Annotated in this window: 21 protein-coding genes and 2 pseudogenes; 8 read left to right on the top strand and 15 right to left on the bottom strand. The window is 65.9% G+C overall.

Going from position 1 to position 23560, the window contains the following annotated elements; genetic code table 11:
* Nucleotides 1-145 precede the first annotated feature (145 nt).
* On the top strand, nucleotides 146-730 hold the full coding sequence (locus SMD10_RS05340) for a recombinase family protein (protein ID WP_331684617.1): 585 nt from the start codon (nucleotides 146-148) through the stop codon (nucleotides 728-730).
* Between the two features lie 3 nt (nucleotides 731-733).
* A pseudogene (locus tag SMD10_RS05335) lies at nucleotides 734-1444 on the top strand (DUF4158 domain-containing protein); the annotation flags it as partial.
* A gap of 27 nt (nucleotides 1445-1471) precedes the next feature.
* Here SMD10_RS05335 and SMD10_RS05330 read toward each other — a convergent pair.
* On the bottom strand, nucleotides 1472-4414 hold the full coding sequence (locus tag SMD10_RS05330) for a Tn3 family transposase (protein ID WP_331684616.1): 2943 nt from the start codon (nucleotides 4412-4414) through the stop codon (nucleotides 1472-1474).
* A gap of 148 nt (nucleotides 4415-4562) precedes the next feature.
* Between SMD10_RS05330 and SMD10_RS05325 the strand changes: the two genes are divergently transcribed.
* Both SMD10_RS05325 and SMD10_RS05320 read left to right on the top strand, forming a co-directional pair.
* Nucleotides 4563-5168 carry a recombinase family protein gene (locus tag SMD10_RS05325; protein ID WP_331684615.1) on the top strand — a complete coding sequence of 202 codons (606 nt, stop codon included), beginning with the start codon at nucleotides 4563-4565 and terminating at the stop codon, nucleotides 5166-5168.
* Nucleotides 5156-5629 carry a hypothetical protein gene (locus SMD10_RS05320; RefSeq protein WP_331684614.1) on the top strand — a complete coding sequence of 158 codons (474 nt, stop codon included), beginning with the start codon at nucleotides 5156-5158 and terminating at the stop codon, nucleotides 5627-5629. Before SMD10_RS05325 ends, SMD10_RS05320 begins: the two co-directional genes overlap by 13 nt.
* A 136-nt stretch (nucleotides 5630-5765) precedes the next feature.
* On the opposite strand, the pseudogene SMD10_RS05315 reads toward SMD10_RS05320, so the two are convergent.
* Together SMD10_RS05315 and SMD10_RS05310 are read right to left on the bottom strand one after the other, a co-directional pair.
* A pseudogene (locus SMD10_RS05315) lies at nucleotides 5766-5864 on the bottom strand (LrgB family protein); the annotation flags it as partial.
* Between the two features lie 329 nt (nucleotides 5865-6193).
* Complete coding sequence (locus SMD10_RS05310; protein ID WP_331684613.1) at nucleotides 6194-6814, bottom strand: hypothetical protein; 621 nt, start codon at nucleotides 6812-6814, stop codon at nucleotides 6194-6196.
* A gap of 433 nt (nucleotides 6815-7247) precedes the next feature.
* Here SMD10_RS05310 and SMD10_RS25565 point away from each other — a divergent pair, with 433 nt between their 5' ends.
* Nucleotides 7248-7556 carry a helix-turn-helix domain-containing protein gene (locus SMD10_RS25565; protein WP_432757187.1) on the top strand — a complete coding sequence of 103 codons (309 nt, stop codon included), beginning with the start codon at nucleotides 7248-7250 and terminating at the stop codon, nucleotides 7554-7556.
* Here the strand turns inward: SMD10_RS25565 and SMD10_RS05305 are convergent.
* Nucleotides 7553-10438: a Tn3 family transposase gene (locus SMD10_RS05305; protein ID WP_331684612.1), complete on the bottom strand. Its 2886-nt coding sequence runs from the start codon at nucleotides 10436-10438 to the stop codon at nucleotides 7553-7555. The genes SMD10_RS25565 and SMD10_RS05305 overlap by 4 nt on opposite strands.
* A gap of 125 nt (nucleotides 10439-10563) precedes the next feature.
* Here SMD10_RS05305 and SMD10_RS05300 point away from each other — a divergent pair, with 125 nt between their 5' ends.
* Nucleotides 10564-11184, top strand: coding sequence for a recombinase family protein (locus tag SMD10_RS05300; RefSeq protein WP_331684633.1), 621 nt, complete (start codon nucleotides 10564-10566; stop codon nucleotides 11182-11184).
* Nucleotides 11185-11228: 44 nt separating this feature from the next.
* A complete protein-coding gene (locus tag SMD10_RS05295) occupies nucleotides 11229-11750 on the top strand; it encodes a hypothetical protein (RefSeq protein ID WP_331684611.1) in 522 nt (173 codons plus the stop codon).
* A gap of 34 nt (nucleotides 11751-11784) precedes the next feature.
* On the opposite strand, the gene SMD10_RS05290 is transcribed toward SMD10_RS05295, so the two are convergent.
* The 11 genes from SMD10_RS05290 to SMD10_RS05240 all read right to left on the bottom strand — a co-directional run bounded on the left by SMD10_RS05290 (nucleotide 11785) and on the right by SMD10_RS05240 (nucleotide 22334).
* Nucleotides 11785-12936 carry a TraB/TrbI/VirB10 family type IV secretion system protein gene (locus tag SMD10_RS05290; protein WP_331684610.1) on the bottom strand — a complete coding sequence of 384 codons (1152 nt, stop codon included), beginning with the start codon at nucleotides 12934-12936 and terminating at the stop codon, nucleotides 11785-11787.
* Nucleotides 12936-13919 (bottom strand): P-type conjugative transfer protein TrbG, encoded by a 984-nt coding sequence (gene trbG, locus SMD10_RS05285; protein WP_331684609.1) that lies wholly within the window; start codon nucleotides 13917-13919, stop codon nucleotides 12936-12938. Before trbG ends, SMD10_RS05290 begins: the two co-directional genes overlap by 1 nt.
* Nucleotides 13916-14599, bottom strand: a complete 684-nt coding sequence (gene trbF, locus SMD10_RS05280) for a conjugal transfer protein TrbF (protein WP_331684608.1) — start codon at nucleotides 14597-14599, stop codon at nucleotides 13916-13918. The genes trbG and trbF overlap by 4 nt, the downstream gene beginning before the upstream one ends.
* Entirely contained in the window at nucleotides 14599-15960 is a 1362-nt protein-coding gene (gene trbL / locus SMD10_RS05275; RefSeq protein ID WP_331684607.1) for a P-type conjugative transfer protein TrbL, read from the bottom strand. The genes trbF and trbL overlap by 1 nt, the downstream gene beginning before the upstream one ends.
* Before the next feature lie 4 nt (nucleotides 15961-15964).
* Nucleotides 15965-16276 carry a putative entry exclusion protein TrbK-alt gene (gene trbK-alt, locus SMD10_RS05270; protein WP_331684606.1) on the bottom strand — a complete coding sequence of 104 codons (312 nt, stop codon included), beginning with the start codon at nucleotides 16274-16276 and terminating at the stop codon, nucleotides 15965-15967.
* A gap of 1 nt (nucleotide 16277) precedes the next feature.
* Entirely contained in the window at nucleotides 16278-17033 is a 756-nt protein-coding gene (gene trbJ / locus SMD10_RS05265; protein ID WP_331684605.1) for a P-type conjugative transfer protein TrbJ, read from the bottom strand.
* Nucleotides 17030-19462 (bottom strand): conjugal transfer protein TrbE, encoded by a 2433-nt coding sequence (gene trbE, locus SMD10_RS05260; protein WP_331684604.1) that lies wholly within the window; start codon nucleotides 19460-19462, stop codon nucleotides 17030-17032. The genes trbJ and trbE overlap by 4 nt, the downstream gene beginning before the upstream one ends.
* A gap of 14 nt (nucleotides 19463-19476) precedes the next feature.
* The gene (locus SMD10_RS05255; RefSeq protein ID WP_331684603.1) at nucleotides 19477-19758 is read right to left on the bottom strand and encodes a VirB3 family type IV secretion system protein; all 282 of its coding nucleotides are present in this window, start codon (nucleotides 19756-19758) and stop codon (nucleotides 19477-19479) included.
* Nucleotides 19758-20105 (bottom strand): TrbC/VirB2 family type IV secretion system protein, encoded by a 348-nt coding sequence (locus tag SMD10_RS05250; RefSeq protein ID WP_331684602.1) that lies wholly within the window; start codon nucleotides 20103-20105, stop codon nucleotides 19758-19760. The genes SMD10_RS05255 and SMD10_RS05250 overlap by 1 nt, the downstream gene beginning before the upstream one ends.
* On the bottom strand, nucleotides 20102-21088 hold the full coding sequence (trbB, locus tag SMD10_RS05245; RefSeq protein ID WP_331684601.1) for a P-type conjugative transfer ATPase TrbB: 987 nt from the start codon (nucleotides 21086-21088) through the stop codon (nucleotides 20102-20104). The genes SMD10_RS05250 and trbB overlap by 4 nt, the downstream gene beginning before the upstream one ends.
* Nucleotides 21089-21518: 430 nt before the next feature.
* Nucleotides 21519-22334 (bottom strand): SDR family NAD(P)-dependent oxidoreductase, encoded by an 816-nt coding sequence (locus tag SMD10_RS05240; protein ID WP_331684600.1) that lies wholly within the window; start codon nucleotides 22332-22334, stop codon nucleotides 21519-21521.
* Nucleotides 22335-22436: 102 nt separating this feature from the next.
* Between SMD10_RS05240 and SMD10_RS05235 the strand changes: the two genes are divergently transcribed.
* Nucleotides 22437-23330 carry a LysR family transcriptional regulator gene (locus tag SMD10_RS05235; protein ID WP_331684599.1) on the top strand — a complete coding sequence of 298 codons (894 nt, stop codon included), beginning with the start codon at nucleotides 22437-22439 and terminating at the stop codon, nucleotides 23328-23330.
* Nucleotides 23331-23560 lie beyond the last annotated feature (230 nt).

Here is a 23560-nt window from a genome sequence, read left to right as displayed (position 1 = left end):
CGAACCTGCCTGTCGGGAAACACCTGTTTCCCGACAGGGTACGCGGGATCCGACTGACCATCGTCGAAAGGCTCCCAAATCCACGCGACAAACCCTGTCGGATTGAGTAGCTGTACGGAAAGTTCTGTTTGGGGAATTTCCGTACATGCTCGTCGGCTACATGCGCGTTTCCTCGAGCGACGATCGCCAGACCGTCGCCCTGCAGCGCGACGCGCTGGTCGCGGCCGGGGTGGACGAGCGTCACCTTTATGCCGACAAGGCGTCCGGCGCGCGAGACGATCGGCCAGGGCTCAAAGCCTGTGTCGAATACCTGAAGTCGGGCGATACGCTCGTCGTCTGGAAGCTCGATCGGCTCGGCCGCTCTCTTCCCCATCTTCTCGCGATCGTCGCGGACCTGCGCACGCGCGGGGTCGCCTTCCGATCGCTCACCGAGGCCATGGACACCCAGACCCCACATGGCGAGCTCCTGTTCTCCTTCTTCGGCGCCCTCGCGCAGTACGAGCGGGCGCTGACCCGGGAGCGCGTCGTCGCGGGACTGGCGGCGGCGCGCCGAAGAGGACGACGGGGCGGGCGTCCGCCCAGCCTGACGGGTGAGCAGCTCGAACAGATCACCGCCGCCCTTGCCGGCGGTGCCAGCAAGGCCTCCGTCTGCCGTAGCTTCAAGGTTGCTCGCTCGACCTTGATTGACACGCTGGCGCGCATCGGCTGGTCCGCGCCGGAGAAGGCCTGAGCGATGCCCCGCCGCGCGCTCATGACGGAGGCGCAGCGCGACAGCCTGTTGGCGGTCCCGACCGACGAGGCGACGCTGGCCCGTCATTGGGTGCTGGGTGATGAGGACTTAGGCCTGATCGCCAGGCGGCGTCGGCCGCACAACCGCCTCGGCTTCGCCGTTCAGCTCTGCGCCCTGCGCTATCCCGGTCGCCTGTTGCGTCCAGGCGAACTCATTCCTGACGCGGCCTTGCGGTTTGTGGCGGGACAGTTGGCGGTCCCGCCGGATGCGCTGATCGACTACGCCGCGCGTGGCCCGACCCGCTACGAGCAACTGGGCACGTTGCGTGAGCTGTTCGGGTTCACAACGCTCAGCCGTCCCGAACAGGCCTCTCTCCAGGCGTGGCTCCTGCCGGTCGCGCTCACGACCACGAGCGGGGCGGAACTGGCCGCGCGGCTCGGCGCCGAGTTTCGGCGCCGACGCATCATCATTCCCGGCGTCTCCGCGCTGGAGCGCATGAGCGGCCTGGCCATGCTCGCGGCCGAACGGCGCGTCGAGGCGATCCTCGCCGGAACGCTGAGTGCCTCGTCCCGGACAGCCCTCGACCAACTCCTGCGTATCATGCCGGACCGAACGATCAGCACGCTTGCCTTCGTCCGCCAGCCTCCCGGTGTCGCTGGGCATCGCGCCTTCGCTGCCATTCTCGAGCGTCTCGCGATCCTGCGGGCGACAGGCGCCGTGAACCATGACGGCCCGTGTGCATTATTGGGACACGGATTCACGGTAGGGCCTGTCGAGCAGCGACATGAGCCCGTCGGCACCGAGATCGAGGCGGTCGGACCAGACATAGTCGCCTGTGAGGTTGATGCGGTCCCATCCGAGCGGAGAGAGTTGCGCCTGCAAGGTTGGATCGATCGATCTGCCCTGGCGTCGTAGCTCGTCGAGAGCGCGTCCGAGATAGCGGCAGTTGAACAGGATGATGGCAGCGGTGACGAGGTTGAGGGCGGCCGCGCGGGTCTTCTGGTTCTCCAGCCCGCGGTCGCGGAAGCGCCCGAGGCGATGGAAGGCAACGGCCCGAGCCAGGCTGTTCCGCGCCTCTCCCTTGTTGAGTTCGGCGGTCACCGTCCGGCGAAGCGCCGGCTCCTCGAACCAGCGCAGCGTAAATAGCGTGCGCTCGATGCGACCGATCTCGCGCAGCGCTGCGGCCAGGCTATTCTGCTGGCGGTAGGCGGCCAGCTTCTTCAAGATCAGCGACGGCGTCACGGTGCGATCGTCCATTGCCCCAATCACCTGCTCGATCTCAGACCAGTGGCTGATGATCAGGTCTCGGTTGAGACGGCGACCGAACAGCGGCGCGAGCCTACCGTAACGCCGCGGCGGCTCGAAGGCGTAGAGGCGGCGATCCGACAGTCGGGGAATGAGCGGCTCGAACTGAAGGCCAAGGAGATGCATGACGGCGAAGACGATGTCGGAGACCCCGCCGCCGTCGACATGCAGCGCGGTAAGATCGACGTCGCTGTCATGGCCGAGGATTCCGTCGAGGGCGTGGATAGCCTCGCCCGCCGTTCCGGCGATGACTGTCTGGTGCAGCGGGGCGTATCGATCGGTGAGGGTGGTGTAGATTTTCACCACGGGATCGCGCCCGTAATGGGCGTTCACGGCTCCGCTCGCCTCTCCGGGGCCGCCGAGATAGTAGGCCTGCCCATCAGCTGAGGCACGGTGACCCGGACCGAACCAGGCTGCCAGGGGCTCGGCATGGATGGCGTCGGTGAGGCAGGCGAGCGCCGCGCGGAACGTCTCCTCGCGCATGTGCCAGGTCTGCATCCGCAGAAGCGCGCGCCGCGAGGCTGCGCCGCAGACCTCGGCCATGCGCGACAGGCCAAGATTGGTCGCTTCCGCGATCAGCGTGGCGAGGAAGGCGCGTTCGTCCGCCGGCGGGAGGCCCGTGGAGACGTGGCCGAAGTGTTCGACGAAGCCGGTCCAGCGGCTGACCTGCGACAGCACATCGGTGATGCGCGTTGTCGGCACCATCCCGTAGCAGGCCAGGGCGAGCGGCCGTGAACCGTCGTGGTCGCCGACATTCGCTTCCTTGGGAAAGCGCAATCGATCGCCGGCGAAGAGAGCCGGATTGCGGGCTCCGAGATTGCCGGCGACCTCGAGCAGCGCGTCGTCGAGCCGGGCGGCACGCTCTTCCAGCCAAGCATGGGGATCGCCGAGCGAGAAAGCCTGTCGTGGCGGAGTGCCAAGTGTCGGATCGAGCATCACGCCGAGCGAGCGATAAGTCCGGGATGACGGGACCCAGATAGCTCCTGACGCCAGCGCGTCGGCGAGCGCGCTGTAGGTCGCCAGTTCCCAATGCGTGCGGTCGATCCCGCCGCTTGCCTGGACATGCCTCAGCCAGCGCCGTTCGATATGGCCAAGTGGCACGTCCGAGGGCAAGGGCCTGCGCTGGTCACCATCGAGAGCTGCGAGGATCGTCATCGCCTCTCGCAGCGAAGCGGTGCGAGCCGTACCCTGGAAGTCGAAGGTACGCAGGAAGATGGGACCGACCCGTTTGAAGCTCCGATGCTCCGCGGCGATCTCTTCCAGCACGTCGTTCTTGTGAGGTGAGGCGGAACGACGAATGATGCCGGCGTCGGCCTCGATCGTCTCCAGCGGCGCGATGGCTTGCACCGCCCGCACGATGTCGGCGCCAGATCGCGCCGCCCGGGTCATCGCCTCGAGGACGCTCGCCACGCGCGTCAGCCGCTCCCAACCTTCGCGTCCGGATGCCGCGATCCGTTGCTCGAGCCGCTTGCGGGCGCGCAGATGGGCGCGACCTACCAGAGCGCCGAACATCGCGATCGTCGCGTCGGTCAGCGACGCTTCCATCTCGCGCAGCGTGGCGACGAGAACGACGCGGCGGCGTGACGGGTGCATCTGCTGGAAGGCCTGGGCGGTGTAGCGGACGCCTTCTCGGGCGAATTGCGCGAGGCGGGGTTCGTGCCGAAGCTCGACGGCAAGGTCGATCGTCCCGGTCCGGCGGATCGCCGCGACCTTCTCCAGGATCTCACCGAGCGATGCGGACGAGACGCGCGGCGTCGGCTCGCGCAGCCAGGACAGGCGACTTTGGCGGTCATGCACTTTGTCGTCGATCAGGGCGTCCAGACGCGCCCTCATATCGCCGTTGAGTCCACTGTCGATCGCAGCGACGAGGTCGGTGTCGGCCCTATGCATCGCCTCGGCCGCCATGCGCTCGACGACGCTGATGCCGGGAATGACGATGCGACGGCCCCGCATCTCGGTCAGCAAGCGGTCGAGGAGAACACGGCCGTCGACGAGGATCTCGGCTTCCCGCGTCAGCCATGTCATCAGCTCGGCCCGCAGGGGACGGCTGAGGTCGCGGAACCCGAAGCGCGCCTTGATGGCGGCGAGCTGGTCGTAGCGCGTTGGGGTCCGCCGCGCGAAGTGGGCGATGACATCGGCTTCGACCCCGACCTGCTCGGCGATGTGGTCGAGCATGACCGCCGGCAGCAGCTCGCCACGACGGAGATGCCTTCCCGGATATCGCAAGGCACAGAGCTGAAGGGCGTAGCCGAGCCGGGTCGCCGGCGAGCGCGCCGTCGCTATCGCGGTGAGGTCATCCGTGTCGAGGCCGTAGTAACGGACCATCGTCGTCTCGCTGTCCGCAAGCGCCAGAAGCTCGGCGCGCTGCCTCGCGGTCATGGGTATGCGTCCGGGCACCGTCAATCCTCCAGAAACCTCTTGCCTTTCGGCAGTTAAATGAAAGAGGATTGTGAAAGGCGGAACACAATGCAACGCCGTCGTACTGTGTGGCCCCTCCGGATACGGCCGTTTGTGAAAGAGCCCGAACTTGAATTCCTCGCCCTATCTGATCGGCTATGCCCGTGTGTCGAAGGGCGACGAACAGTCGAACGCCGCCCAGCGCCGGGCGCTCGACGCGGCGGGATGCCGGCGCGTGTTCGAGGAGACGGCGAGCGGCGGGCGATGGGATCGGCCGAAGCTTCAGGAGATGATCGGCCAGCTTCGCGAGGGCGACGTGGTCGTGGTCTGGAAGCTCGACCGCCTGTCGCGCAGCCTGAAGGATCTCTTGCACATCATGGAGCGCATCCAGCTCGGCGGCGCCGGCTTCCGCTCGCTCACCGAGGCGATCGACACCACGACGGCCGCGGGCCGGATGATGATGCAGATGGTCGGCTCCTTCGCCGAGTTCGAGCGCGCGATGATCCGCGAGCGAACCTCCGCCGGGCTCGCCCTGGCGCGCGCGGAAGGACGGATCGGAGGGCGCCGGCGCAAGCTCGGCGACAAGCAGCGCCGCGAGATCGCCGAGTCCGTCACCTCCGGTCGCAAGTCCGGCGCCGAGATGGCCCGCCTCTACGGCGTCAGCGAACCCACCGTCTCGCGCATCGTCGCCGCCTACCGGCAGGGAGTAGAGGCCGGTACCACATGTATGCGGTGAGAACGCCGTTCTATTCGAAGAGCGATCCTGTCATGCGCTGGGTGCTACCGGATCGCGTCTTCTTTGCATGCGGAGCGTGCCACATTCTGGCGCACGCGTTCCTCGAACGCTACGGCGATCTCGATGCCTCGGTTCGGTGGATCAAGCCCGTACCCGGCTTCACGGGCAGCCATATCTACGTTTCCAGTGATAGTTGGGTTTTCGACTACCACGGCTATTCGGAAACAAAGCAATACCTATCCCATACATGGAAAGTGGCGCGGCGACGTTGGCCGGGTTGGGATGCTGAAATCGTTGATCTTCCCCGCCGGGTCCTTGTCAGTGAGGCCCAGTCAAGAACCTTTCCGGGCCTCTGGTTGCGTGAACCGAAACAGTTTCTGCACGACGCCTACCCCCGCGCGGTCCGCTACCTCGAACGCTTTCCGCCACCACCAGAACCTGATCGCTCGGGTGCTCCTTGAGCTCAGACACTGCACGGAAGCGCCCTACCGTGAATCTGTGTCCCGATAATGCACGCTGGCCTATGTGGGCGACGTGATGTTCGGCGCCTGGGGCCGCAAGCCGGCTTGAGGTAGGACCAGTCGGTGCCTCCGGCGGTCAGAACACCAGCGACCAGATCAGCGGCAGGATGATCGCCGTTAGAATAGCGTTGAGGCCCATGGCGAGGCCCGAAAACGCACCCGCCGCTTCGCTCTCCTGGAGCGCGCGCGGCGGGTCGGCGGGGCGCTGATCGAGGGCGTCGAGATGGAGCGCTTCCCGCCGAGAAGGGCTTCGACAACAACCGCCTGCATGACCGTCTCACGAGCCGCGACACCACCGTCGTCATCCGGGCCAAAGCCAACCGCAAGACCTCCGTCCTTTGCGACTTCGCCCGCTACCGCTGGCGCCATCTGGTGGAAAATTTCCACTGCACCCTCAAACAGTGCAGGGGTCTCGTCACCAGATACGACCAAACCGACGGAGGCTTCCAAGCCTTCATTCACCTCGGCGCCGCTCTCTCGCTCTTCGGTGAAAATCGCCGGGGTCTAACCGGCCGGCGTCGAAGGTTCGCCTTCACTGGTGGCGCTGCCCCCGCGCGGGACAGCTGCGCCGCCGGCGCGGGCAAGCGCGGAGTCGATCGGCACGCCGGCGCCGGCAAGAGCCCCGGCGAGCGCCTTCACGCCGGGGCGAAAGGCATCGGCGGCCAAGCGAACGGTATCGCCCCTTCGCGTTTCCATCACCATCGCATGGCTTGCCCGTGTGCCGTAGAAGAAGGCGATGGCCATGCCGATGATGCCGGCGAAGAAAACGAAGAGCAACACCAGCCAGATCGGCGGCTGCCGTGGCTCCAGCCGAGCTGCGGCGATCTCGCAAAAGCCGAGACGGATGAAGCCGGAGGGCGTGGCGAGGGCGAGCGTCTCCTCATTCAGTGTCAGCCAGAAACATTGAGCGCGCGCCGCGAGGACGAGAAGAGCGGCGGTGACGAGCCCGGCCGGCACGAAACGGAGCGCGGCCGGCAGGAAAAGGGAGCCGGGCGCCAGGACCGACAGCCTGGAACTCTGCAACGAGTCGGCAGCGGCCTGGCTGGCGAGGAGGATGAACAGGACGAAGTAGAAGGTCGTCAGCGCGAAGCCGAAGAGATCGGGGAGGATCACCGCCCCCAGCATTCGGTTGTGGACCGCTCCCGCCGGCCGGCGCGGCCGCGGCAGGAGAGCATAGACGGCGATGCCGACGACGAAGGCCGCAAGCCCGGCGGCCCATGCGCCGACATGGAGACAGAGGGCAGCCGCGACGAAGAGCGCGAGCGCCGCCGCCCGCCTGAAAAGCTCGAAAAGCAGCGCCCGCTTGGGCGTCGGACGGGACGAATCACGGATAGTGGAGTTCTCGATGGCGGATGTCTCCTCACTGAGCTCCTGTCAACTTAGTCGCTTGCCGTCTGCTGTAAATCGAAAATCGGCCGGATCTGACCCGCGAGTTTCTCGCTTGCCGCGGCGGAGGGAGGTCGTGCGAGATACGATAGTCGAAACGGCGGCGGCGATCTGCCTTATCGTCATTGTCCTCGAATAGCACCGCGAAAAGCATGAAAATCGCCTCCTCTGGATGGACGCAGAGGATCATAGTGTTGTATTTTCGCAGGCTTTAGTCGTAAATCTGCTGAGAGAGACTGCAAAAATGCAGGCTACTGATTGGGGGGCCTTACGCTTTCTCCTCGCCGTTGCGCGCGAGGGGTCGTATGCGGCAGCAGGGCGGGCGCTCAAGGTCGATCCAACGACGATTGCTCGTCGGCTGACCTCGCTCGAGAGCACCCTTAAGTCCAGGCTGTTCGAAAAGGATTCGAACGGCAGGTTACGGGCGACCGAAGCGGGCGAGATGGGGTCGTTTGCGGGAGGGGGCGGAATCCTACGCTAAGGCTTTGGCCACCGATATTCTCCGGTGAGATTGATGTGCTCCCATCCGAGGGGAGAGACGTGGGCCAGGAGATCGGGCGATAGCAGCTTCCCCTCACGTTTCTGACTGGCAACGACCTCGCCGAGCTTCATGGTGTTCCAGAAGATGATGATCGCGGCGAGCAGGTTCATGCCGGCGATCCGGTAATGTTGGCCTTCGGCGGACCGGTCGCGGATTTCACCCCGGCGATGGAAGCTGATTGCCCGCTTCAGTGCATGATGCGCTTCGCCCTTGTTGAGCCCGATCTGGGCACGGTGTTGCAGTTCGGCATCCAGAATCCAGTCGATCATGAACAGGGTTCGTTCGACGCGGCCGACCTCGCGCAAAGCCGTGGCCAGTTCGTTCTGCCGCGGATACGAGGCGAGCTTGCGCAGAATCTGGCTGGGCGCGATGCTTCCGGCTGCAATGGTAGCGGCGATGCGCAGGATATCGGGCCAGTTGCGCTCGATCATGGCCTGGTTGATCTTTCCGCCGATCAAGGCTCTCAAGTGCGCCGGCGCTGCCGAAGGATTGAACGCATAGAGCCGCTTGGACGGCAAATCTCGGATACGAGGGGCGAACCGGTAGCCGAGAATGGCGCACGCAGCGAAGACGTGATCGGTGAAGCCGCCCGTGTCGGCGAACTGCTCGCGGATATGGCGACCGGCGTCGTTCATGAGCAGGCCGTCGAGGATGTAGGGGGCTTCGCTTGCCGTTGCAGGGATTATCTGAGTCGCGAACGGCGCGTATTGGTCCGAGACGTGGCTATAGGCTTTTAGGCCAGGGGAATTGCCGTATTTTGCGTTGACCAGATTCATGGCTTCGCCTTGCTCTGTCGCGGCGAAGAACTGGCCGTCGCTCGAAGCCGAGGTGCCCATGCCCCAGAACCTGGCCATGGGTAACGCCGCCTGCGCCTCGACCACCACGGCCAACGCCCGGTCGTAGGCTTCGCCTTCGACATGCCATCGTCCAATGCGGATCAACTCCCAGAAGGTGTGGGTGTTCGTCGCGCCGGCCATCTTGCGCAGACCGAGGTTGACCCCCTCGGCAAGGATGACGTTCATCAGCCCGATCCGGTCGGCGCAGGGCGCTCCGGTGCGCAGATGCGTGAACGCTTCGGTGAAGCCGGTCACTGCATCCACCTCCAGCAGGAGGTCGGTGATCCGCGTGGGCGGGATCTGCTTGTAGAGATCGAGCACCAGATCTTCGGCGCCCGTCGGCGCGGCGGCTTCGAGCTTCTCGATATGCAGAACGCCGTTTTCGATCGAACCGCCGGGAATCGTGCCCGTGCGCGCTGCGCGCCCCAGCTCGCGCAGCCGGATATTGAGGCGAGATTGCCGATCTGCCAGCCATTCTTCCGACCGCAATGGCACAGCGAGACGACCGCTTTCCGCGACAGCCTGCGCTGGGACGAGTGCGTGTTTCAGATCACCATAACGCCGGGATCTGGCCAGCCAGATATCGCCGGAGCGGAACGCATCGCGCAGATGGAACAGCACCGCGATCTCCCATAGGCGGGCGTCACCAGCCGCCTGGGCTCGAAGATGGCGATGCCATTTCGAGCTCGGCCGCAGGAAGCCGGTCTGCGCGGCATCGTTCAAACCGGTGCGCAAGGCCGTCACCGCTTCGAGAAGCGGAATCGCGACAGGCGCGGCCCGCAGATCGAGCAGGCGCAACATGCGCGGAGCGTATCGGCGGAAACGATGATAGCCGTCGAGTACATGATTGAGCGGATCGTCCGCCATGGTGGCGGTCAGCCTGCTTGCCATTGCAACAAGAGTTTTGAAACCGTCCCAACCCGATCCGCGCGCAATGACGTCGTCCAGCGGCTGGCCGTCGTCCTGTGCATCGACCAGGGCTCCGCAAATTTCAGCGAAGGATTTCAGTGTGTCGCGCACCGCACTCGCTTCGTCGGCGATCTTCGCCTGGCAAATGCGCTCGGACGCCCGGTAGAGCCTGCCGACAATCCGGTCATGGGTTTCAACCACGGCGTCGACGAGCATCGCTTGCCATTCCGACGCGCAAACGGCCAGAATCGCAAGCCGCCTGTCCTCCGAGAGATCACGCATGCCATCGGCATAGTACCGTTCGCCTTGCCTGCGCAGACGCGTCACGCGATGAGGGGGAACACCGGCCAGCAGATCCTCGCGGAGATCAACACGTTGCAGGTATTCGAGCCGGTCGAGTAGCCGGTTGGCAGAAGAAGAGTTCGACCCCGGCTCGAACTGCCGCAACCACACGAAGCGGGTCACCCGATCGTCGGCTGTGTCCTCGAGCAATGCCAGCAACTGTTCCCGGCTGGGCATGGACAGCCGACTGGCGATCCTCGTCTCGATCCGCCGCTCGGCGTCGACCAGGGCCGTGGCGCAAAGCCGCTCGATCGTCGATGTTGCAGGGAGAACCGTGCGGGTGCGTCGGCACTCCGCCACGAAGCGACGGGCGATATCTTCGTTCGACACCGCCATCTCGGCTTCCCGGAACAGCCAATCCTTCAGCTCACGCGCGCCACGTCCGGAGAAGGTGCGGAATCCGTAGATCGCCCGCAACTCGGCAAGATGCTCGTGGCGCGTCTCCTCGCGGGCGGCATACTCAACCAGATCGTCGGCACGCAGGCCGATTTGCGCCCCGATGAATTCGACGACTTCCGCCGGGATCAGTTCGCCAGGAGCCAGCACCCGGCCGGGATAGCGCAGGACGCACAATTGCAGAGCGAAGCCGAACCTGTTGTGAGCGCGCCGACGCTGCCCGATATGGCCGAGGTCTTCATCGCTCAGCGTGTAGTGCCTCAACAAGTCCGTCTGGGAGATCGGCAGGCGCAGCAGCGCGTCCTTCTGTCGATCGGTTAGCGTGACGCGACGCGGCATTCATGTTCCTTTTTCAAAATCCGACGATGTTCAAGACGCTTTGTTTGTGAAGCTGGTTGAGATACATTTCCAGCGAACAAATCATTCGCGGCCAGCGCGCCGCTTCAAACCAACGTTTAAGAAACATGCTGATCGGATATGCCCGTGTCTCCAAAGCCGATGGCTCCCAGTCCCTCTACCTGCAGCACGACGCCCTGCGCGCCGCCGGCGTCGAACAGGACAACATCTATGAGGATCGCGCTTCCGGAAGTCGTGACGATCGCCCCGGTCTTGCCGCCTGCCTGAAATCCCTGCGGGACGGCGACGTGCTGGTGGTCTGGAAGCTCGACCGCCTAGGGCGCTCACTTGCCCACTTGGTCAACACAGTGAAGGATCTGTCGGATCGAAACGTCGGCCTGCGTGTGCTGACCGGAAAGGGCGCTCAGATCGACACCACGACCGCATCCGGCCGCATGATGTTCGGCATTTTCGCTACCCTGGCCGAGTTCGAACGAGACCTGATCCGGGAGCGGACCATGGCCGGTCTCGCCGCTGCAAGAGCGCGCGGTCGCAAAGGCGGCCGGAAATTCGCCCTGACCAAAGCACAGGTGCGTCTTGCTCAGGCCGCCATGGCGCAGCGCGACACTTCCGTTTCCGATCTGTGCAAGGAACTCGGGATCGAGCGCGTCACCCTCTACCGTTACGTCGGACCCAAGGGCGAACTCAGGGATTACGGGGAGCGGGTTCTGAGCATTCAGGCGAGATAGAGATGCTTTATGTTGTTGGAGGATGTAGCCGGAGCGGCAAGTCGATGCTGGCCGAGCGCATGCGCGCTCAACATGGCATTCCCTGGTTCCCATTGGACGCCTTGAAGATGGGCCTCCATCTCGGAGCGCCGACGCTCGCTGTGGACCCTGAGGCCGCCGATCTTGGCACTGCCGATCAGATCTGGCCGATCGTCGAACCCATTCTCGACCATCTTATCTTCGATGGCCGCGATTACCTCGTCGAGGGCGTCAATCTTCGTCCGCAGACTGTGGCTCGGTTCATCCAGGAGAGTGACCAGCCGGTGAGAGCCTGCTTCCTCGGTTATCCCGATATAACGATCGAAGCCAAAGCGCTGGAAGTCGCACGCCATACCGGGCTCCCGAACGACTGGCTTCATCGAACCGGGCCCGACAACGTTCGTCGATATATCGGCGTCAGCCGGGACCTCAGCCGACTGTTGCGCTTCGATTGTGAAGCTCTCGGCATCCCATTCGTAGATACCGGCGCCGACTTCTCCGCCGGAATTGATGCTGCTGAGCGCGTCCTGTTCAGCTCTCGAGCTTAGCGTAGGATTCCGCCCCCTCCCGCAAACGACCCCATCAACTGCCGTAAGGCTCGAGCACGAGGTCGCGGGTGACGATGATGCGGACGGGGAATCCGGGGCGGACGGTGAGCGTCGGGGCGACGTCGAGTTCTCGGCGGATGATCTCCTGACCGGCGTCGTTGACGGTGTCCTCAGCGCCATTCTGGATCGCCTGGACCAGGCGATCGTCGTCGTCGGTCGCGAGTTCCGCGCCAACCCCAAGGAGGGTCGAGAGACCGGCGGCCTTGGCAAGATCCCACCAATGGTGGTCGACGTCGTCTTCGAGACCGGCATAGCCTTGGGTATCGACACCCGGCAGGCGTTCCAGCACGATCGACTTGCCGTTCGGCAGGATCAGCCGGTTCCAGACGAGAAGAATGCGCCGCTGACCGAACTCGACGCCGTGGTCGTAGGTGCCGATCAGGCGCGTTCCCTGGGGGATCAGCAGGAAGCGGCCGGTAGGACTGTCGAAGACGTTCTCCGTCACCTGGGCGGTGATCTGGCCGGGCAGATCGGAGCGGATGCCGGTGACGAGCGCGGCGGCAATGACGGCGCCGGTCTGAAGGACATAGGGGCTTGGGGGCGAGGCCAGGCGTTCGGCCGAGACGGTGCGGTGGTCGGCCGGGGCGTTGACGAAGGCGAGTTGCCGATCCTGAGCAAGCGGCGCGCCGGTGCCTTGCGCCGCTGACGCTGCTCCTCCGTCGCTCTCTGCTGCTCCACGGCCCGCCTGCTGGGCGACGAACAGGCGGCTGGTGAGGGCTGCTTCCTGCTCCTGCAAGCGCCGCTGCTCCTCGCGGGTCGCGCCGGGCACGGCCGGCGCCGGCACCGGCTTGCCCTCGTCGCGGGCGCGCACGATGGGTCGTCCGAGATCGCCGGGCAGCGGGGGCCCGAGCTTCGGCACCTGCGTGTAATCGGACGGTAGACTGCGCAGCCCGTCCGGTGTCGGCTGGCGATCGGCGGTCAGCAGCTCCGACGGCGCGTTCGAATGGTGTTGCCCCTGCAGGGCATAGACCAGCGCGCCGCCGATGAGGAGGCCCGCGCCGAGGCCGAGGGTGGTGAGAACCTTGCGCGACAGGCGGGTCACGCGCGGCGGCGCAGGACGCAGGCGGAAAGCCTGGGCCGAACCCTCCCTGTCGTTCGCTGCAGGACGGTCGGTCGGATCGCTCATCAGACTCGGCTCCCGCTTCTCGCGCCATCGACCCGGAGAATGCGGACGGTTTGCTGGTGCTTGCCGCCGAGGCGCAGCTCGGCAGCGCCGAACAGGCGATCGACGATGAGGATGGTGCCGAAGACGCGGGTGTTGGCGAGCTGCGGCTCGCCGTCGGACCCGATGACGAAGAGCGGCGGCATCTCGCCCTGGACGATGCCACGCGGGAACTCAACATAGACCCGCCGTCCGTCGTCATAGACAGTGACGGGCCGCCAGGGCGGGCTGTCGCCGGAGAGCGCATAGCGATAGCGCCGCATTGCCATCACCGGCAGGACGGGCGTTGCTGGTGCCGTTGCTGCCTGCTTTGCCACGACCCGCGGATAGGCCCAGGCGACGGCGGGCATATACGGCTTATCGCGCGAGGTGAGCTCGATCAGATAGGTGCGCCGATCGGTGTTGATGACGAGATTGGTGGCAATCTCCGGCCGCGTCGGCTTCACCAGCACATGAGTTTGCTCGCTTTCGCCGCTGCCGCTTGTCGTGTCGCCGATGATCCAGCGGGCGGTGTCGCCGGCAGCAATCGGACCGGAGCCGGCAAGCGTCTCGCCGGGCTCGAGCGCGATGTCGGTGATCTCGCCGGGCGCGGCATAGACCTGGTAGAGCGCGCCCTCGCTAAAGGGATAGATCTGGATGGCGTTGTAGTAGCCGCCGCGGCGCGGTTCGACACGGGCGGCGGCATTGGCAAGCTCCACCCGCGCGGTCGGCTCCTTGGCGTCGCTGGCCCCGCCATGGCTCGGTGTCCAAGTCGGCGGCACGTGCAGCGGCTTCGGTGTTTTGTCCGCGGCAACGGGCGGTGCCGGCGGCGGCGGCGCGTCGTCGTCATAGCTGATCGCCGGCGGCTTCTGTGCCGTGGCGCAGCCGGCAAGCGCTGAGGCAGACAGCAGCAGCGCCGCGAAACCAGCGTGAGACACGAATGTTCGCTTCCAGCCGTCGCCCCTCATTGCCCGAGCTCCTTCGACCAGTTGATGGCGGTGACGAAGATGCCGAGGGGGTTCTTGCGCAGACGTTCAGCCTCGTGCGGCGGCCGGATGGCGACCGTGACGATGGCGGTCCAGCGTGAGGTCTCGGCGAGAGCGCCGTCCTGGTAGTGCCGCTCGCTCCAGGCGATACGGAACGAGTCGGGCGAAGCCCTGATGACGCTGGAGACATCGACGGCGACCTGTTCCTTGCCGACTTTGGCGAAAGGATCGTTGGCGCGGGCGTAGTCGTTGAGAGCCTGCGCGCCGCTGGCGGCGGTGAAGTCGTAAGCCCGCAGCCATTTCTGGCGCAGCACCACCGGATCGGCGGGAATCGAGCGAACATTCTCGATGAAGCGGGCGAGGTGGAAGGCGATCTGCGGATCGGTCGGGCGATAGTCGGCGGTGGCCGGCGCCACGGTTTGTGCTTCGCCGAGCTTGTCGACCTGGACCACCCAGGGCACGACGGTGCCGCGGGCCGACTGCCAGACGAGAGCGGAGGCAAAGCCGGCGGTGAGGATCAGGCAGCCGAAGGCCATCAGCCGCCAGTTTTTGGCCTGGACACGAGCCGAGCCGATGCGCTCGTCCCAGACCTGGGCCGCCTTTTGGTAGGGTGTCTCGGGGTCCGGCGTCTTGCCGTAGTGGGTGGCCGGTCGCTTGAACATCAGCGCTTCTCTTCGGAGAGATCGATGGAGGAGCCGGCGCCGTGGCTGTCGCCGGCGCGCACGGAATGGGCGGTCAGAGTGACGCCGTGACTCATCGCCTGGTGGCGCTTCATGCGCTGGGCCCAGGCGGGCGGGCCGCTATCGGCGGCGGCGGGTGAAGGAGCCGCCCCGGCACTATCGTTGACGGTGCTGCCGGCGGCCGCTTTGTCGCCGCCGCTCGCCTCGGTGACGAAGCGGCCGCCTTCGGCAAAGCTGGAGCGCAGGCTGTTTGCTGCGCCGGACGCTGCGCGCCGGAGAGACGAGAGTGCAGCCTGTCCGGCCGCACGGCCGACGCCGGCAACGCCAGAGGCGACGCCAGCCGTGCCGGCCTGGTCGCCAGCGCCGAGACGATAGGCGGTGGAAGCTCCACCGGCGAGTGCGGCACCGCCCCGGGCTGCAGCTGCCGTGCCACCGATCATGCTGCCGGCGCCGGAGGCGGCGGTCCCCATCGCGGCTCCGCCCGCCACCATGGCCCCGCCGACGGCAAGGCCGGTGCCGATGGCGACTCCCGCGCCGAGTTGCGGTCCACCGGAGACAAGGCCGTTGGCAATGCCGGGACCGAAGATCCCAAGGCCGAGCAGCGACAGCGCCGCCAGCACGATCGCCATTGCCTGATCGATGGTCGGATTGACGTCGCCGAAACCGGCGGTGAACTCGGAGAACAGCGTCGAGCCGATGCCGATGATGATAGCGAGCACCAGCACCTTGATGCCGGATGAGATGACGTTGCCAAGCACCCGCTCGGCCATGAAGGCGGACTTGCCGAAGAGGCCGAAGGGAATGAGGACGAAGCCGGCGAGCGTCGTCAGCTTGAACTCGATGAGGGTGACGAAGAGCTGGACGGCGAGGATGAAGAAGGCAAAGAGCACCAGCACCCAGGCGAGGAACATGCAGGCGATCTGGATGAAGTTCTCGAAGAACGACCAATAGCCCATCAGACCGGAGATCGAATCGAGCAGCGGGCGGCCCGCGTCGAGACCCGTCTGCGCCACCTTGCCGGGGCGCAAGAGGTCGGCGGCGGTAAAGCCGGTGCCCGACGCCTTCAGGCCGAGGCCGGCGAAGCTCTCGAAGATGATCCGCGCCAGGCTGTTCCAGTTGGCGATCAGCCAGGCGAAGACGCCGACGAAGAGTGTCTTTCGGACGAGACGCGCGATGATGTCGTCGTCTGCGCCCCAGGACCAGAAGAGGGCGGCGAGCGTCACGTCGACGACGATCAGCGTGGTGGCGATGAAGGCGACCTCGCCGCCGAGCAGGCCGAAGCCGGAATCGATGTAACGGGTGAAGACCTCGAGGAAGTGGTCGATGACGCCGGTGCCCTGCATGGTGCTAGCGGGCCTCCGGCTTTATCCGCGGCGGGACCGGCAGGCGGTCGCGGATCCAGTCATCATTCGCCGACAGAAAGCGGCGGCGGTTCTCCGCCCAGGTCGCGAGGCAGGCGGCATCGTGAATGGCGGCCTCTCCGATCCTGGCGCAGCGGATCAGCTCGGCCCGCAGCGGATCGACCGGAGCAGCCGAGCTCGGGACCGCAGCCGGCGAGGCTGGTTCCTCGTCCGTTCCGGCCCCTCCCAGCGCCGCCACGGCCAGAGCGGCCGCCACGAAGGCGCTGGCGGCAAGCCGGGCAAGGTGCTTCGCCTGCATCTCAATCGCCGTAGAACATCTGCGCGCTGCCGGGCTCATAGCCGGTGCCCGGCGTCAGGAACCGCCGGCGTTGCTCGCGGCCCTGATCGGCGGCTGCCGCCTGTTCGGCCGATTGCAGCGCGCGGGCGCGCCCGTCCGCGGCAACGACCGCCACCAGATCGGCAAGCTGCTGGGCCTGCAGCGCCAGGAGCTGGTTGCCGGCCTGCGTCGCCTGGAGCGCGCCTGTCGCGCCCTGGCTCTCACCGACGAGCGCCGACATCTCGGTTCGGTTGGTGTCGAGATTGCCGACGACGCCGGCCTGAACGCGCATCGCGTCTTGCAGTCCCGCCACGGTGTTCTGCCAGCGCGTCTTGGCTTCGTCGATCAGGTCCTGATCGGAAGCAGAGGTGGAAGCCGCGCCATAGGTGGAGGAGAAAGCCTGGTCGATCTCGCCGACATCGAAGGCGATCTTCTGGGCCTGATCGAGAAGCTGCTGGGTGCGGCTGATCGACTGCTGCAGCTGCTGCAGCGAGGAATAGGGCAGGCTCGCCAGATTGCGCGCCTGGTTGATCAGCATCTGCGCCTCGTTCTGGAGCGAAGTGATCTGGTTGTTGATCTGCTCCAGCGCCCGGGCCGCCTGCAGCACGTTCTGCGCATAGTTCGTCGGATCGAAGACGAGCCAGGCGGCCGAGGCCGGGGCGACAATCGCCGGAGATAGAGCAACGGGAGCGATGAGCGCCGCAGCCAACAACTGACCACGCAAAGCATGAGGAATCATGACGGCATCTCCAGATTGGCAAGGTCGGGAATGAGATCGGCGGCCCAGGCGAGGCCGCGGCGCTTCAGCCAGGCGGCCAGGAAGCCATCCGGGCCGTATTGCGCGAGGACGTCCTCGATTTCGGTCTGATCGGTCTTGGCGGAGGTGGCGCAAAGGGCGAGCGCGACCTCGCCGAGGCCGAGCTCGAACAGGCGGTTGCCGCGCCGGCTCTGGCAGTAGTAGTCGCGCTTCGGTGTGGCGCGCGCCAGAATCTCGATCTGGCGGTCGTTGAGGCCGAACTTGCGATAGATCGATGCGATCTGCGGCTCGATCGCCCGCTCGTTCGGCAACAGGATGCGGGTGTGGCAGCTCTCGATGATCGCCGGTGCGATCGGGCTGCCGTCGATATCGGAGAGCGACTGGGTGGCGAAGACGACGGAGGCGTTCTTCTTCCTGAGCGTCTTCAGCCACTCGCGGATCTGTCCGGCAAAGCCCTCGTCGTCGAGTGCCAGCCAGCCTTCATCGATGATGAGGAGCGTCGGTGAGCCGTCGAGCCGATCCTCGATGCGGTGGAAGAGATAGGCAAGAACGGCGGAGGCCGCGCCGGTGCCAATCAGGCCCTCGGTCTCGAATGCCTGAACGGAAGCCTCGCCCAGATGTTCGGCCTCGGCATCGAGCAGCCGGCCATAGGCGCCGCCGAGGCAGTAGGGCTGCAGCGCCCGCTTGAGGACGTTCGACTGCAGGAGAACGGAGAGACCGGTGATGGTGCGCTCGGCAACGGGGGCTGTGCCGAGCGAGGTCAGTGCCGTCCAGAGATGCTCCTTGACCTCCGGCGTGATGGCGATGCCTTCGCGCGTGAGGATCGCGACGATCCAGTCGGCGGTCCAGGCGTGCTCGGGCGTGTCGGGAATGCGTGCCAGCGGCTGCGGCGAGACGGAGGCACTCTCGGTTAGGCCGCCACCGAGATCATGCCAATCGCCGCCCATCGCCAGGGCGGCGGCGCGAATGCTCCCGCCGAAGTCGAAGGCGAAGACCTGGGCCTGTTGGTAGCGGCGGAACTGCAGCGCCATCAGCGCGAGCAGCACGCTCTTGCCGGCGCCCGTCGGCCCGACCACCAGCGTGTGGCCGACATCGCCGACATGGAGCGACAGCCGGAACGGCGTCGAGCCTTCGGTCTGACCAAAGAGCAGCGGCGGTGCGCCGAGATGGTCGTCCTTGTCGGGTCCTGCCCAGACCGCCGAGAGCGGGATCATATGGGCAAGGTTCAGCGTCGAGATCGGCGGCTGGCGGACATTGGCATAGACATGACCGGGCAGCGAGCCGAGCCAGGCATCGACAGCATTGATGGTCTCCGGCATGGCGGTGAAGTCGCGGCCCTGGATGACCTTCTCCACCAGCCGCAGCTTCTCCTCGGCAATGCGGGGATCCTTGTCCCAAACGGTGACCGTCGCGGTGACGAAGGCGGCCCCGGCATAGTCGGCGCCCAGCTCCTGCAAGGCGAGGTCGGCATCGGCGGCCTTGTTGGCGGCATCGGTGTCGACCAGCACCGAGGCTTCGTTGGTCAGCACCTCCTTGAGGATGGCCGCAAGGGACTTGCGCTTGGCGAACCACTGCCGGCGGATTTTGGTCAGCAGCCTTATGGCATCGATCTTGTCGAGGAGGATGGCCCGCGTCGACCAGCGGTAGGCGAAGGCGAGCCGGTTCAGTTCGTCCAGAATGCCGGGCGTGGTGGCGGTGGGAAAGCCGACGATGGTCAACACCCGCAGATGCGCGGTTCCCAGCATCGGCTCCAGGCCGCCGGTGAGCGGCTGGTCGGCGAGCAGCGCATCGAGATGCATCGGCACCTCGGGCACGCGCACGCGCTGGCGCTTGGTCGAGATCGCGGAATGGAGGTAGGAGAGCGTCTCGCCGTCATCGAGCCATTGGCATTCCGGCATGAAGCTCTCGATCAGCTGCAGGACGCGGTCGGTGCGGTCGATGAAGCCGCGCAGCACCTCGCGGGCATTGATGCCCTTGCCGGTCTTGCCCTCGTAGAGCCAGCCCTCGGTTCGCGCGGCCGTCTCTGCCGGCGGCAGATAGACGAAGGTGAGAAAATAGCTCGACTCGTAGTGTGCGCCCTCGGCTTCGAACTCGGCCTTGCGCTCGGCATCGACGAGAGCCGAGGCGGGATCGGGAAACGTGCTTTCCGGATAGTGCTCGGCGCCCAGCCGAACGGCTTCGACGAAGAGTGCCCAGCCGGAGCCGAGGCGGCGGAAGGCGTTGTTGAGGCGGGCGGCCACCGCCACCAGTTCAGCCTCCACGGCACTGTCGAGGTCGGGCCCGCGAAACTGAGCGGTTCTCTGCAGGCTGCCGTCCTTGTTGAGAACGATTCCGGCCTCGACCAAAGCCGCCCACGGCAGGAAGTCGGCGAGCCGGGTGGCGGTGCGTCGATATTCGGCAAGGTTCATCATCGTGCGCGCCTTCCTCAAAGATCCAAATGGCCGGGAATGCGCAGATGCCGGCGCACGACGTCGGCAAACAGCGGATCGCGCCTCGCCGCCCAGACAGCGACGAAGTGGCCGATGGCCCACAGCGCCAGGCCGACCAGCCAGAGGCGTAGGCCGAGCCCGAGGGCGGCGGCGAGCGTGCCGTTGAGGATGGCGATCGAACGCGGCGCGCCTCCGAGCAGGATTGGCTCGGTCAGCGAGCGGTGCACAGGAACGCTGAAGCCGACGATCTCGCCAGCGGAGGTGAAGGAGGCAGCCATCAGACCAGCGCTCCGCCGCCGAAGGAGAAGAACGACAGGAAGAAGCTCGAGGCTGCAAAGGCGATCGACAGGCCGAAGACGATCTGGATCAGCCGGCGAAAGCCGCCCGAGGTATCGCCGAAGGCCAGCGACAGGCCAGTGACGATGATGATGATCACCGCGACGATCTTGGCCACCGGCCCCTCGATGGATTCGAGGATCTGCTCCAGCGGCTCCTCCCACGGCATCGATGAGCCGGCGGCCTGCGCGGCCGAGGCCAGGGCGATGTTGGCGGCCCCGATGGTCGCGGCTGTTGCGATGATGCGCCGACCAAGAGATCGACGAAGGCAATGTTGGCGCGAGATCATGCGTGGTCTCCGGTGCGGGGCTGGACGATAGGCGTGATGCGGTAGTCGCCGTGGCGGTCGAGGCCGGCGACGCGGGAAAGCTCGGCGAGGCGGCGCGAGAAGCCTCGGCCGGAGAGCACGGCGACGAGATCGATGGTCTCGGCGATCAGCGACCGCGGCACGGTGACGACGGCTTCCTGGATAAGCTGCTCCAGGCGCCGCAGCGCACCGATGGCGGAGCCGGCATGGATGGTGCCGACGCCGCCGGGATGACCCGTGCCCCAGGCCTTGAGCAGGTCGAGCGCCTCCGGCCCGCGCACTTCGCCGATCGGGATGCGGTCGGGCCTGAGCCGCAGCGAGGAGCGCACGAGGTCGGAGAGCGAGGCGACACCGTCCTTGGTGCGGAGCGCCACGAGGTTCGGCGCGGCGCATTGCAGCTCACGCGTATCCTCGATCAGCACCACGCGATCAGTGGTCTTGGCGACTTCGGCAAGCAGCGCGTTGGTCAGCGTCGTCTTGCCGGTGGAGGTGCCGCCGGCAACGAGGATGTTCTTCCGCTCGGCGATCGCCTGTCGCAGCTGTGCAGCCTGATCGGCGCTCATGATGCCGGCGCCAACGTAGTCCTCCAGCGTGAAGACGGCGACCGCCGGCTTGCGGATGGCGAAGGCGGGTGCGGCGACGACCGGCGGCAGCAGACCCTCGAAGCGCTCGCCGGTCTCCGGCAGTTCGGCGGAAACCCGGGGAGCTCCGGCGTGGACTTCCGCACCGACATGATGGGCGACGAGCCGGATGATCCGCTCGCCGTCGGCGGCAGAGAGTTGCTCGCCCGTCTCGGCGAGGCCCTCAGCGAGCCGGTCGATCCAGAGCCGGCCGTCGGGGTTCAGCATCACCTCGACGACGCCCGGATCCTCCAGGTATCCGGCGATCGCCGGCCCCAGCGCCGTGCGCAGCATGCGCGCGCCGCGTGAGACCGCCTCCGAGTGCTGATGCGAAGAAACCGCCATCTCGTCCCCATTGCCGGCGGACCGCCGACGGCGGCTCCGGATCGGGGACGATTAAGAGAACCGGAAAAGGGACGAGTTCAACAAGTCAGGGACAGCCGTCGTAGGCTGGCGAAGAAAGACAGGTGATCGGCGGTCACCCGCATCGATCGAATCGGTAGGTTTTGAGCTGGGACCGCCGTCCCAAGTCCCGCAGCATCTTCCTCGATGCGGCCATTCGGACACCCGAACAGAGACCAATTTCTCCATCTGTGATTGTCCATTCGAGGAAAGGGCGATCGGGAGCAGATTTTGGGAAGGGCCGGACTGCATACGGGATGCGTTACAGGCTGCCCCTCCGCTATCCTATTCCAAGTTCGTTTTTGGGAAGCGCTCAAGGGTCACGGCTGGAGCTGGGCAATCGCTCCTCTTGCCGGCGCCTCGGTCTGTCGTGTCAGCTGCGATCGGCGGACTGGGCGATCTCCCGTCGCAATTGGTCGACCTTAGCATCGGCCCACTGCCGGGCGTCGTCGCCGAACACGAGCCGCGATGGCGCCTCGTCCTGTGAAGCAAGGGCCACGATCCGCACGGCGAGCAGCTTCGGATCGCCCGGCTGGTTGCCGCTGGCCCCGTCCACGAACGCACGATACTGCGCGATCGCCTCGGCATAGTCTGGAATGTCGATGCTGCCGAAGCTCGCCGACTTCGGATCCATGAAGTCGGTGCGCAGCATTCCCGGCTCGACCAGGAGCGAGCGGACGCCCAACGGGGCCAGCTCCTGCGCAAAGCCCTCCATCCATCCTTCGACCGCGAACTTCGACGCCGAGTAGACCGCACCCCCGCCGTTGGAGACCAGCCCGCTGACCGACGAGATGGTGACGATCAGGCCTGAGCGCCGCTCACGCATGTGGGGCGCGACTGCGCGCGCGACATTCATCGTGCCGAACAGGTTGACCTCGAACTGACGCCGCACTGCGGTATCGGTGAAGGTTTCGAAGAAACCCAGTTCGGCATAGCCGGCATTGTTGACCAGCACGTCGATCGCACCGAACCGCTCGACGGTCTGCGCGGCAACAGAGTTCGCGGCTTCGGCGTCGGTGATATCGAGCGCGAGGGCGTGCAGGCGATCCTGTTCGCCCCCGAAGGCATCGCGCAGCGCGTCGGCGGACCGCGCCGTCGCCACGACCGTTTCGCCCGCATCGAGCGCCGCGCGCGCGATCTCGCGTCCAAGTCCCCGGCTTGCGCCCGTCACCAGCCAAACCTTGCCCATCGTCTGCGCCTCGTTCCTTCCGCTATCACTGACTAGTTAGTCATGCTAATTGATTGAGATAATGACCTAATCAGTAATAGGCCCCAGTAGTAGGGATCATCAATGCGTCCGGATCAGCTCGGCGACCTCGCCATCTTCGCGACGATCGCCTCCGACCGCAGCTTCACGCGTGCTGCGAGGCGGCTCGGAGTCACGCAGTCGGCGTTGAGCCAGACCATGAAGCGGTTGGAGAGTCAGCTTGGTTTTCGCCTCCTGTCCCGCACGACACGCAGCGTCGCCCCGACCGCTGCCGGCGAGCGCCTGCTCGCCACCCTGTCGCCGGCACTGGCCGGGTTGGACGGCGAGATCGAGGCGCTGTCCCAGGCACGCGGCGCAGCGATCGGCACCATCCGGATCACGATCGGCAAACACGCCGCGACGACAGTGCTGTGGCCGATGCTTCCATCCTTCATGCGCCTCCATCCCGGCGTCGAGGTGGAGGTGTGCGTGGAGGGCGGGATGAGTGACGTCGTGGCGGGCCGATATGATGCGGGCATCCGGCTCGGCGAGCGATTGGAGAAGGACATGATCGCGCTGGCGGTCGGACCTCCGCTTCGCGCCGCGGTGGTGGCCGCTCCCGGCTATCTGAGCGACCATCCGGCGCCGATAAAGCCCGCCGACCTCACGGCGCATCGATGTATCGCCTACGGCGACGCGCATGGCGACCTGTCGCCCTGGTCGTTCGAGCGCGACGGCCATGCGGTGACGGTCACGCCGGGCCGCGGGCCGGTGTTCAACGACGGCGACCTGCTGGTGGCCGCCGCCCTTGAGGGTTTCGGCATCCTCTACATCCTGGAGGATCTGGTGGCGGCGCCGATTGCCGATGGCCGTCTCATCCGCCTGCTGGAGCCGTGGTGCGAGCCATTCGCCGGCTACCACCTCTATTACCCCGATCGGCGAGGCACGACGGCCTTCGAACTGTTCAAGGAAGCACTTCGAGCAAGCAGGGTCGTGTGAAGGGTCGTCAAGCGTCGGTGTCGATTCTCGAAACTCGATCCCTTGCGAGCTACGCAAGCGGAGAAACGACGGGGCTTCTGCAACGGTCCCAAATGTTTTTGGGACAGCCGATGACGCCTTGCAGATGGCAACTTTTTGCAAAGCCGCTTCCAAAGCGGACCGGAAGCTTTCCACCCAACCGGATTGTTCGTTGTTCATGCTGTTGTACGAAGCTGTGATTCTTAATACCG

This window comes from Consotaella aegiceratis (assembly GCF_036541425.1).
Lineage (GTDB): Bacteria > Pseudomonadota > Alphaproteobacteria > Rhizobiales > Rhizobiaceae > Consotaella > Consotaella aegiceratis.
The sequence above is the reverse complement of the archived record's forward strand: the minus strand, read 5'-3'. Positions and strand labels throughout refer to the sequence as shown.